The organism is Actinoplanes auranticolor (assembly GCF_018332655.1).
GTDB lineage: Bacteria > Actinomycetota > Actinomycetes > Mycobacteriales > Micromonosporaceae > Actinoplanes > Actinoplanes auranticolor.
The window spans coordinates 223731-236300 of record NZ_BOQL01000006.1; the positions used below are offsets into that span (position 1 = coordinate 223731).

At 73.1% G+C, this 12570-nt stretch carries 2 protein-coding genes; both read left to right on the forward strand.

The annotated features are described in order from the left end of the window. Positions 1-777: 777 nt before the first annotated feature. Complete coding sequence (locus tag Aau02nite_RS04020) at positions 778-2124, forward strand: serine hydrolase domain-containing protein (RefSeq protein ID WP_212986928.1); 1347 nt, start codon at positions 778-780, stop codon at positions 2122-2124. A gap of 88 nt (positions 2125-2212) precedes the next feature. After that, positions 2213-12568, forward strand: a complete 10356-nt coding sequence (locus Aau02nite_RS04025) for a non-ribosomal peptide synthetase (protein WP_212986929.1) — start codon at positions 2213-2215, stop codon at positions 12566-12568. The last annotated feature ends 2 nt before the right edge of the window (positions 12569-12570 follow it).

Below are 12570 nucleotides of genomic sequence, written 5' to 3' on the forward strand. Positions count from 1 at the left end.
CCTCCGAGGGGTGAGGGAGAAAGGCGCGGCGAGGGGCATCGCGTCGATGTCCACCGTGTGCGCGCCGGTGTCGAGGGGCCTGCACTCGCGTCCTGCCCTGGGGCGCGGTGGGATCCCGGGAAGCGCCCGGCTCTGGTAAGCGCTTTCCTGGCGAGGCTAGCCAGGCGTCGATCGACTGTCAACGATGTCCGCGCGCCTGGCTTGCGCGCCCCGGTTCGTGATCGGTCTGGGCTCGGTCCGCGGCTGGCCCGAGTTCTGCGAGCCGGGCTGCTCCGTCCGCGCGGCCGGTCCGCGTGATCGGACGCGGGTGAGCGGTCCGGGTGATCAAACGCGGGTGACCGGTCTGGGAGTTCAGGTTCGGGTTCGGTTCAGGTTCTGGTTCAGGTCCGGGTGATGATCGGGTCGTCGGCGCGACGAATGTCAATACCGCAATCGGGTCAATGGCGGCCGGACTCGGTGTGCGACACATTCCTTGTGTCGTTGATCTGCCCGCGACCTGATGGATTGGCGACACATTTGCCGGCTGAATGCGGCCGGATTGCGGATTGGGCGCCGTGCCGCCGGGTACCAAGCGGCCAAGCTAATACACCGACCGGCTCGAATTGTTCGTCCGGTCGTTGCTCCGGTGACGCGGTGCGTGCCACCGGGCGTGCAAGTTGCACGCGCAAGACGAATCTGTTGTCGACGAAAGGACGGACACGTGCGTTCTCGCCTGTCGCGAAGGCGTTCAGTGCCCATTACCGGATCTGTGCCGGCCTGCGGGAATGAGGTGTCCCGATGATCGGTGTGGCATTGCGATCCGCTCTCGACGAGCGAGTGGCCGCGGATATTCTGACCGGATGTGCCCGGCGTCACCGGGTACCCGGCGCGCAGCTGGCGATCCATCAGGGTGGCGCGACTGTCACTGCGGAGTACGGCGAGGACGAGTACGGCACCGGCCGGCGGGTCACCGCACACACAGCCTTCCCGGTGGGCTCGATCACCAAGGCCGTCACCGCCACCACGGTGCTGGCCCTGGTCGCCGACGGCGATCTCGAGCTGGACGAGCCGGTCGGCCGGTTGCTCAGCGACCTGACCGGGGCGGCGGCCCGGATCACCGTACGCCAGTTGCTCAGCCACACCAGTGGCCTGCCGTGCGGACCCGCCGCCGAGGATGCGGCCGGTCTGTCCGTGCCCCGCTATCTGGCCCGCGCCTGCCGTCCCGAGCTGATGGTGCTGCCGCCCGGCACGGCGTTCTCGTACTCCAACGTGGGTTACGTGCTGCTCGGCCGGCTCATCACGGTCGTCACCGGCATGAGCTGGGCCGACGCGATCCAGTCGATCGTGCTGGAACCGCTGGGCGTGACTCCCGGGCTGATCGCCGCCGCCGGTCCGCGCCGTACGCTGGCGATCGGTCATTCGGTCAACGAGCGCACGGGCCGCGTACGGCCGGTCCGGCAGTCTCTGCCGGAAGCCGAGGCGGCGGCCGGCGCCCTCGCGCTGAGCGCGGCCGACCTGGTAGCTCTCGGCCGGTTGCACGTGGACGGTGGTGTGCCGTCGGTACTGCCGGCCGGATACGCCGCCCGGATGCGGTCGGTGGTCCCCGGCGCGGTTCCGTTCGGGCTGGCGCGGGGCTGGGGGCTCGGGCTCGCGGCGTTCGGCGTCGCCCCGGACGAGTGGTTCGGCCACGACGGCAACGCCGACGGCACCGGTTGCTTCTGGCGCATCGACGCCGATGGTGGGCAGGTCGTGGCCCTGACCTGCAACGCCGGCTCCGGGCACGCCATGTGGGCCGATCTGACGGCAGAACTGCGTGACGCCGGAATAGCGATGGACGATGCGTTGCCGGCCGCGGACGTCCGTTTCCCGGGCACCTCGGCGCCGGAGTGCGCGGGCAGCTATCTCAATGGTGACCTGGAGTATCGGGTAATCGCCGGAGGTCCTTTCGGACTCCGGCTGAGCATCGACGGCGAAACCGCCGAGAACATTGTCGTCCGGGCCGACTTGACATTTCATCTCGAGGATGCGTCCACCGGACGGTGGACTCTCGGCGGACGGTTTGTGCGAGATCAACGCTCGCGCGTGGTGAACGGTATCCAGGTCGGTGGGCGCCTCGGCGGCCGTCGTATCGAGGCGCTGGTCTAGCGGATTCCTTCCGCAACTGTCGTGTGCGGCGGGACCGCCGCGCGCCCGTCCTGATCTCCGCCCATCGTGACCGAAAGGTTCATCGACGTTGACGAAACATCGCGCCGTACCGGTGTATTCAGCCGAGCCGACCCCGAGGCCCCGGGTGGGCGGTAAGCCGCCGGAGTCCGGGGACGCGGAGCAGCTCGACCACTGGCGGCAGCGTTGCGCCGGCGTGGTGCCGGCCCGGCTGCCCGGACACCGTCGCGGGGATGCCGGGCCGGGGAGCTGGGCCCAGGTGCGCTGCGCCGTACCGGCCGGGTCGGTCGACGGCGGGGAAGCGTCGCTGCTGCAGCTCTGCGCGGCGGCGATGTACGTGGTGCTGACCCGCTACACCCCGGGGGCGGACATCGCGGTGGCCACCGCCGTCAGCGCCGCCGGCGGATCGCCGGACCTGGTGCTGCTGCGCCCGGAAGCGGGCCGCGTCGCCACCCTGGGTGGCCTCGTCGACGCCGTACGGGCCGCGCACCTCGACGCCGCCCGGCGCCCCGCCGTACCGTTCGCGAGCCTGGTCGAGCGCCTGGGCCTGGCCCCGGAGCTCGCCCGGATCGTGGTCACCGAAGGCCCGCACCCCGAACCGGCCGCGGCCACCTCGCTGATCCTGCGGGCCGTGGCGGGCCCCGGCGCCGCCGTGGGCATCTCCCTGGAATACCGCACGGACCGCCTGGCGGCGGAGGCCGTGCAGCGGATGGCCGGTCACCTGAGCCACGTGCTGGCCGCGTTCGCGGAGCAGCCCGGCCTGGCCCCGGCGGACCTGGACATCATGGGTACGGCGGAACGCCGCGACGCGGTGGCCGCCGGCGCCGGTGCGGTCCGCGAGATCCCCGCAGTCACCTGGCCGGCGCTGGTTGAGGCTCAGGTCAGCCGCACACCCGAGCTTCCGGCGGTGCTCGCGGACGGGCAGACGCTGAGCTACGCCGAGCTCGACACGCGCGCCAACCGGCTGGCCCGATTGCTGATCGCCCGGGGCGCCGCGCCGGAGACGGTGGTGGCCCTGGTGCTGCCGCGCTCGGTGGACATCGTGGTGGCCCAGCTCGCCGTGGCCAAGGCCGGGGCGGCGTTCCTGCCGGTGGATCCGGCGTATCCCGCGCAGCGCATCGGATTCATGCTGGACGACGCCCGGCCCGTGGTCACCGTCAGCCGCAGCGACGTGCCGGGCGAGGGCGCCGGACACCTCCTGCTCGACGACCCCGGGGTCTCGGCGGAACTGGCCGCGCTGCCCGGCGCTCCGGTGACCGACGGGGAGCGACGCGCGCCCCTGGTTCCGGAACACCCCGCCTACGTCATCTTCACCTCAGGCTCAACCGGCGTACCCAAGGGTGTGCTCGTCACCCACGCCGCGTTCGTCGACTTCGCCGTCGCGGAGGCGGAGCACCTGGCGGCCGGCCCGGGGGACCGGGTGCTGCAGTTCTCCTCGCCCAGTTTCGACGCCTCCGTGCTGGAGCTGGGTCTGGCCCTGCCGTCCGGCGCGGCGCTGGTCGTCCCGCCGCCGGGCGCCACCGTCGGCGAGCCGCTCGCCGAGGTGCTGGCCGGGCAGTGCGTGACGCACGCCCTGATCCCGCCCGCCGCCCTGGCCACCGTGCCCGAGGGCACCGAGCTGCCGGAGTTGGGCACGCTGCTGGTCGGCGGGGAGGCGTGCGGGCCCGAGCTGGTCGAGCGGTGGGCGGGCGGCCGCCGCATGATCAACGCGTACGGCCCGACCGAGGTCACCGTCGTGGCGACCTGGAGCGGCGCGCTGAGCCCGGGTGGCACCCCGCCGATCGGCCGTCCCCTGCCCAACACGGCGACCTACGTCCTGGACCCGCGGCTGCGGCCGGTGCCGGCCGGGGTGCCCGGCGAGCTGTACCTGGCCGGTCCCGGCCTTGCCCGCGGTTACCTGCACCGTCCCGGCCTGACCGCGCAGCGGTTCGTGGCCGACCCGTGCGGTGCCCCGGGCGCGCGGATGTACCGCACCGGGGACCTCGTACGCCGGGCGGCCGACGGGCAACTGGAGTTCCTCGGCCGGGCCGACGACCAGGTGAAGATCCGCGGCTTCCGGATCGAGCCGGGCGAGATCGCGGCGGTGCTGACCCGGCACGGGTCCGTCGGGCGGGCGGCGGTCGTCGCCCGCGAGGACCGCCCGGGTGTCAAACAGCTGGTCGCGTACGTGGTGCCGGCCGGCCCCGAGGGCATCGACGCGGGGGAGTTGCGCGAGCACGTGGCGGCGGCGTTGCCCGCGCACATGGTGCCCGCCGCCTTCGTCCCGCTCGCCGCCCTGCCGGTCAGCAGCAACGGGAAACTGGACCACCGGGCGCTGCCCGTGCCGCAGTTCGACAGCGCCGGGCACGAGCCACCCCGTACCGATGCCGAGCGGGCCGTCGCCGCCGTGTGGGCCGACGTCCTGGGTCTGCCGCGGGTCGGTCGGCAGGACGACTTCTTCGCGCTCGGTGGCGACTCCATCCTGGCGGTGCGGGCGCTGTCGCGGCTGCGCGAGACGCTGGGCGTACGGCTGCCGGCCCGGACCGCGTTCGACGCGCGTACCGTCGCGGACACCGCGGCTGCCGTCACCTCAGGTGAGCCTGAGGTGGCTCAGGTCATCACCCGGGTCGACCGCGACGGACCGCTGCCGTTGTCGACGTACCAGCGGCGGCTCTGGACGCACGAACAGCTCGACGCCGGCACGGGCGAGTACCACACCGGCGTCGGGCTGCGGTTGCACGGCCCGCTGGACCCGGCTGCTCTCCTCGCCGCGCTGGCGGCCCTGACCGAACGGCACGAGTCGCTGCGGACGACCTTCACCGTCGTCGGCGCTGAGCCGAGACAGGTCGTCGCCGCCCAGGGTGAACTGCCCTTGCGCGTCACCGAGCTCGGCGACGGGACGCTCGACGAGCTGCTCGCCGCGGAGCTGCGCCGGCCGTTCGACCTGGCCACCGGGCCGCTGACCCGGGCCACCCTGGTCGCCTGCGGCCCGGACGAGCACGTACTGCTGCTCGCCCAGCACCACATCGTCACCGACGGCTGGTCGGTCCGGGTGCTCACCGACGAGCTGGCGGAACTCTACGACGCCGAGGTGCGCCGAGTGCCGGCCAAGTTGCCGGCGCCGACGGTGCAGTACGCCGACTTCGCGGTCTGGGAGCACGGCCGGGTCACCGGGCCCGCTGCCGAGGCCCGCCTGGCGTACTGGCGGCAGCGGCTCACCGGGATCGAGCCGCTGCAACTGCCCACCGACCGCCCCGGACCGGCGGGCGCTGCCACCTCGGCCGGGCTGCACCGCGCGCTGCTGCCCGCCGAACTGGTCCGCCGGCTGGAACGGCTGGGCCGGCAGCACGGCGCGACTGTCTACATGAGCCTCGTGGCCGCGGTGCAGGTGCTGCTCGCCCGCTACAGCGACCAGCGCGACATCGTGCTCGGCACGGTCGCCTCCGGACGCGACCATCCCGACCTGGAACGGATGGTCGGCTTCCTGGTCAACACGCTGGTGCTGCGCGGCACTGTGGACCGCCGGCAGAGCTTCACCGAGCGGGTTGCCGACGTGCGGGAGACGGTGCTCGAAGCGTTCACCCACGACGTGCCGTACGACCGGCTCGTCGAGGACCTGCGGACCGCAGGTGACATCGGCGGCGCTCCGCTGGTGCGGGCCGTGGTCGTCCTCCAACAGCAGCTCCTGCGCGCCCGCGCGGCCGGTGGACTGCGATTCGACGAGTACGACCTGCCCCGCCCCGCCGCCCGCTTCGGCCTCGTCTTCGAATTCGTTCCGCGTGGCGACACCCTCGGCCTCGCCGTCGAGTACGACGCCGCACTGTTTACTGTGGACCGCATCCGCCGGCTCACCGGCCACCTCGTCCGCCTCCTCGAAGCGGTCACCACCGAGCCGGCCGCCCCCTTGGGCGCTCTCGACCTGCTCTCCGCCACCGAGCGCGACGACCTGCTGGTGACCCGCAACGACACGGCCCGGGAGGTGGCGCCGGCCACCCTGGCCCAGCTGTTCATCCGCCAGGCGGCCCGCACCCCCGACCTGCCGGCGCTGCTCGACGAACACGGCCCGGTCACCTACGCCCAGCTCCGCGCCCAGGTCAACCGGCTGGCCCGGCTGCTGATCCGGCACGGCGCCGGCCCGGAACGGGTGGTGGCCCTGGCGCTGCCCCGCTCGGTGGACATCGTGGTGGCCCAGCTCGCGGTCGCCCAGGCCGGGGCCGCGTTCCTGCCGGTCGACCCGGCCTACCCGGCGTCGCGGATCCAGCTGATGCTGCGCGACGCGGCCCCGGTGCTGGTGCTGACACTCGCCGGCCTGGCCGCGGACCTGCCCGTGCCCAGCTCGGCCACGCTGGTGCTGGACGACCCGGCGGTCGTGGCAGCGGTGGCCGAGATGCCGGGTGACGACCTCGCCGACACCGAACGTTCGGCTCCGCTCCTTGCGGCGCACCCCGCCTACGTCATCTTCACCTCAGGATCCACCGGCCGGCCGAAGGGCGTCGTGGTTCCGCACGCGGGCCTGGCGAGCTTCTCGGCGGCCGAGATCGAGCACTATCAGGTACGCGCGGGCGACCGCGTGCTGCAGTTCGCCTCACCGAGCTTCGACGCCTCCGTGCTGGAGCTGTGCATGGCCCTGCCGGCCGGTGCCGCCCTGGTGGTGCCCCCGGCCGGTCCGCTGCTGGGCGACAGGCTCGCGCAGGTGCTGGCCGACTCGCGGATCACCCACGCCCTGATCCCGCCCGCCGCCCTGGCCACCGTGCCCGACGACGCCCGCCTGCCGGACTTCGGCTGCGTCATCGTGGGCGGCGACGCCTGCGGGGCGGACCTCGTCGCGCGCTGGGCACCCGGCCGCCGGATGATCAACTCTTACGGGCCCACCGAGTGCACGGTCGTGGCGACCTGGAGCGGGCGCCTGACCCCGGGCGCGGTGCCACCGATCGGCCGGCCCATCCCCAACACCCGCGTTTACGTGCTTGATCGCGCTCTGCGTCCGGTGCCGGAGGGTGTGGCCGGCGAGCTCTACGTCGCGGGCGCCGGCCTGGCCCGTGGCTATCTGCACCGGCCCGGCCTGACGGCGCAGCGGTTCGTCGCCGATCCGTTCGGCGGGCCCGGCGCCCGGATGTACCGCACCGGGGACGTTGTGCGCTGGGGTGCGGGGGGAGAGCTGGAGTTCCTGGGGCGCGCCGACGACCAGGTCAAGATTCGTGGGTTCCGCATTGAGCTCGGTGAGGTGGCTGCGGCCCTGACCCGCCAGCCCGGCGTGGACCGTGCGGCTGTCGTCGTCCGGGAGGACCAGCCCGGGACTCGCCGCCTGGTCGCTTATGTGGTGCCCAGCGCGGATGGGCTGCGCTTCGACGACCGGCGTGATGCAGATGGCCGGCGCAGGGTCGATGGCAGGGGTGATGCCGATCGGTTGCGGACCGCGCTCACGGCCGAGCTGCCCGACCACATGGTGCCGGCCGCGTTCGTGTTCCTGGACGCGCTGCCCGTCGACCCGAACGGCAAGCTCGACCGGCGGGCCCTTCCCGCCCCTGATCTCACCACCGCCCCGGACCGTTACGTGGCACCCCGGACCGGCATCGAGCGGACCCTCGCGAGCATCTGGGCCGACGTCCTGGGTGTGCCGCGTGTCGGTGTCGAGGACGACTTCTTCGCGCTCGGTGGCGACTCCATTCTCAGCATCCAGGTCGTGTCCCGGGCGAAGGCAGCCGGTTTGCAGCTGACCTCCCGGGAGCTGTTCCGGCATCCGAATATCGCGGCACTGGCCGCGGTGGTCACCGTGGCGGAGACCGGCACCGGCGACCGCGGGCCGGTGACCGGCAGCGCCCCGCTCACCCCGATCCAGCGCTGGCTGCTGGAGACCCGGGGTGCGGGCGCGAGCCGCTTCGACCAGTGGCTGGCCCTCGAACTCGCGCCCGACGTGGATGAGCAGGCGCTGCGGACCGCGCTGACCGCGCTGCTCGCCCAGCACGACGCGCTGCGGGCATGTTTCCCGGTGGCCGGAGGCGACGCGCTGCGGGCTCAGCGCGCGGTGACCCGACATGACGGGCTGCAGGTTCAACGCCCGGTGACCGGCGGGGACGCGCTGGAGCTTCAGTGGCCGGTGACCGGACATGATGCGCTGCGGGGTCAGCTCCCGGAGAGCGGGGAGGGGCACCGGTTCGAGGTCGGGCCTCCGGTTGAGGTGAGCCTGGTGAGGCGGCGGTTGTCCGCAGCTGCGACACCTGAGGCGCTGTTGGATGCGGCCCGGCAGGCCCACGGTTCGGTCGATCTCGGGAGCGGGCCGCTGCTGCGGGCCACGCTGGTCGACGCCGGTGTGCCGTTGCTCGTGCTTGCGGTTCATCACCTCGTCGTGGACGCGGTGTCGTGGCGGGTGCTCGCCGAGGATCTGCGGCTGGCGTACGAGCAGGCGGCGGCCGGGGAGCCGGTGCGGCTCGGTGAGCGCACCACCTCGGTGCTGGAGTGGGCCACCGGACTGGCGGAGTACACGGCCGGTGGCGGTTTCGACGGTGAGCGTGCGCACTGGGCCGCCGTCGGGGCTCACGATCCCGCGCTGCCGGTCGAGCTCAGCGGGCCGGACACCGTGGCGGACACCGGGTCGGTGACCGTGCGGCTGGACCGGGACGAGACCGCCGCGCTGTTGCGGGACGTGCCGGCCGCGTACCGGACGCAGGTCAACGATGTGCTGCTGACCGCCCTCGGGGCCACGCTGGCCGAGTGGACCGGACATCCGCGGGTGGTCGTGGATCTGGAGGGTCACGGGCGCGAAGAGATCTTCGACGGGGTTGACCTGTCGCGCACGGTCGGGTGGTTCACGACCGTCTACCCGGTGGCGCTGGAGGTGCCGGTCGCAGACGGCTGGGGGACCGCGCTGAAGGCGGTCAAGGAGCAACTGCGGGCGGTTCCTGGGCGGGGCCTCGGTTTCGGGGCGCTGCGCTACCTCGCCCGCGACGAGCTGGTCCGTGGCCGTGCACCTCAGGTCAGCTTCAACTACCTGGGACAGCTCGATTTCCCGGCCGGCGCTGACGGGCTGATCCGAGGCGTGGCCGCCGGGCTCGACCTGGACGATGACCCGGCTGCCGCCCGGCCGCACCTGCTGGACGTCGTCGGCCGGGTCACCGCCGGACGCCTCGAGCTGACCTGGTCGTACGGGCGTAACCGGCACGAGGCGCAGACCGTCGCCGCGCTGGCCGAACGCATGACGGCGGCCCTGCGCGCCATCGTCGCGCACTGTGCCGGGCCGGACGCGGGTGGCCGTACCCCATCGGATTTCCCGCTCGCGCGCCTCGACCAGGCCGCGGTGGACCGCCTCGCCGGACCCGGCACGGACGTCGAGGACGTCTATCCGTTGACCGCCATGCAGGCCGGCATGGCCTTCCACGGCCTGGAGCCGGGCGCGCACGGCGTCTACTTCCAGCAGACCACCTTCGTGCTCGACGGCGTCGAGGATCCCGGGCTGCTCGCCCGGGCCTGGCAGCAGGTGGTGGACCGCACCCCGGTGCTGCGCACTTCGGTGGCGTGGGACGGGCTCGGCGAGCCGGTGCAGATCGTGCATCGCGGCGTCCGCGTCCCGGTCACCCACCTCGACTGGACGGGGTACGGCGACGCGGACCGCCGTGACCACCTGCGCAAGCTGCTCGACCGCGACCGTGCCGAAGGGCTGGACCTGACCCGCGCGCCGCTGCTGCGCCTGGTCCTGGTCCGGCTCTCCGCGACCGAGGTACGGGTGGTCTGGACCTTCCACCACCTGCTGCTGGACGGCTGGAGCATCTTCCAGGTCCTGTCCGACGTCTTCGCCTGTCACGCCGGGCTCCGGCGCGGCGTCCCGGCCACGCTGCCGACCCGGCGGCCGTTCCGTGACTACGTCACCTGGCTGGGTGAGCAGGAGGATGATCCGGCGGAGGTTCACTGGAAGCAGGTGTTGTCCGGCTTCGGTGCACCCACGCCGCTGCCGTACGACCGGGAACCGGTGCCGGGTGTCGGTGCCCGATCTGCCCAGCGGTACGCCATCACTTTCGGAGAGCAGGAGTCGCAGCGGCTGCACGAGGTGGCCCGCCGCAACCGGCTGACCCTCAACACACTGATCCAGGGCGCCTGGGCGCTACTGCTGTCCCGCCACAGTGGACAGCACGATATCTGCTTCGGTGCGACGGTGTCCGGTCGCCCGGCCGGCCTGCGCGACGCCGACGCCATCACCGGGCTGTTCATCAACACCCTGCCGGTTCGGGTCGGGGTCGACCCGAACTCCGACACCCTGGCGTGGCTGCAATCGCTGCAGGCCGCGCAGATCGAGGCGCGGCAGTTCGAGCACCTGCCGCTGGCCCGGCTGCGCGCGCTGAGCGACGTGCCTGCCGGGACCGGGCTGTTCGACAGCATCGTGGTGTTCGAGAACTACCCGATCGACGACGACGCCGCCCGCGCCCACGGGCTGCGGCTGCACGACCTGGACGCCGTCGAGACGACCAGCTTCCCGCTCAGCCTGCTGGCCTATCCCGGACCGCGGCTGTCGCTGGCGCTCGGCTACGACCCGGCGTGTTTCGACGAGGACACCGCCCGGCGGCTGCTGGACCATTTGCGGGAGCTGCTGACCGCGGTCGCGGAGGATCCGCACCGGCCGGCCGGGCGCCTGCCGATGCTGACCGCCGCCGAGCGGGAGCTGGTCCTCGACCGGTGGAACGACACCGCTCATCCGGTCCCCGCGGTCACGCTGGCGGACCTGCTGACGGAGCAGGCGGCACGGTCACCGCAGGCGCCGGCGGTGACCTTCGAGGGCCGAACCCTGTCGTACGCGGACCTCGACCGCTGGTCGAACCGGCTCGCGCACCGGCTGATCGCCTCCGGTGCGAGGCCCGAGCGGTGCGTGGCGGTGGCCCTGCCCCGCTCGCTGGAACTGGTCGTGGCTCTGGTGGCGGTGCTCAAGTCCGGGGCGGCGTACCTGCCGGTCGATCCGGAGCTGCCCGACGCCCGGATCGCGATGATGCTCGACGACGCCCGGCCGGTGCTGGTGCTGGACCGCCGGGAGGACGTCAGCGACGCCTCCGGTCCGGAGCACACCCCGGGCCACGCCGACCGGCTCGCGCCGCTCACCCCGGCCGGCCCGGCCTACGTCATCTTCACCTCCGGCTCAACCGGCCGACCCAAGGGTGTGGCGGTGCCGCACGAGGGCATCGTCAACCGGCTGCTGTGGATGCAGCACGAGTACGGCCTGGGCCCCGACGACGTGGTCCTGCAGAAGACCCCGGCCAGCTTCGACGTGTCGGTCTGGGAGTTCTTCTGGCCCCTGATCGTGGGCGCGCACCTGGTCGCGGCCCGTCCCGAGGGACACAAGGACCCGGCCTACCTCGCCACGGTGATCCGCGAGATGCGAGTGACGACCGTCCACTTCGTACCGTCGATGTTGCGGGCCTTCCTGGCCGAGCCCACCGCCGCAGGCTGCACCGGTCTGCGCCGGGTGATCTGCAGCGGCGAAGCGCTGCCCGGCGACGTCGCCGCCGCCTTCCATGAGCTGTTGCCGGTCGGGCTGCACAACCTGTACGGCCCCACCGAGGCGTCCGTCGACGTCACGTATTTCCCGTGCCCGCCGCAGTCCCGGGCCGCGGCGGTGCCGATCGGCCGGCCGGTGTGGAACACCCGCACCTACGTCCTCGACCGCGACCTGCGGCCCGTGCCGCCCGGCGTGCCCGGCGAGCTGTACCTCGCCGGGGTGCAGCTGGCTCGGGGTTACCTGAACCGGCCGGGGTTGACCGCGCAGCGTTTCGTCGCCGACCCGCACGGCGGTCCCGGGAGCCGGATGTACCGCACCGGCGACGTCGCCCGCTGGCATCCGGACGGCACGCTGGGCTTCCTCGGCCGCACCGACGACCAGGTCAAGGTCCGCGGCTTCCGGATCGAGCCCGGTGAGATCGAGGCCGCGCTGCGCCGGCTGTTCGGCGTCACCCAGGCGGTGGTACTCGCCCGGGACGACCGGCTGCTCGCGTACGTCGTGCCCGAGCCCGGCGCGACGCCGCAGCCGGCCGACCTGCGCGACCGGCTCACCGCCGAACTACCGCAGCACATGGTCCCGTCGGCCTTCGTCGTCCTGGACCGGCTGCCGCTGAGTCCCAACGGCAAGCTCGACCGCGCGGCGCTGCCCACCCCGGACCGCGCGGCCACGACCGACACCGAGCCCGTGGCACCCCGTACCGACGCCGAGGGCGTCATCGCCGAGATCTGGTCCGAGGTGCTCGGCACCGACCGGGTCGGGGTGCACGACAGCTTCTTCGACCTGGGCGGCGACTCGATCCGCGGCATGCTCGTCGCCTCCCGCACCGGCACCGCCTTCGGCCTGCCCCTGAGCCCTCGCGACATCCTCAGCGCCCGCACCGTCGCCGCCCTGGCCGAGCTCGTGGAGGACCGGATCCTCCGCGAGCTGGAGAGCCTCGCGTCCGGTACCGGCACCGACGAAACCCGATGAAG

Coding starts and splice junctions, on each gene's coding strand:
- Aau02nite_RS04020 (WP_212986928.1), top strand. CDS start 778: ATGATCGGTGTGGCATTGCGATCCGCTCTCGACGAGCGAGTGGCCGCG.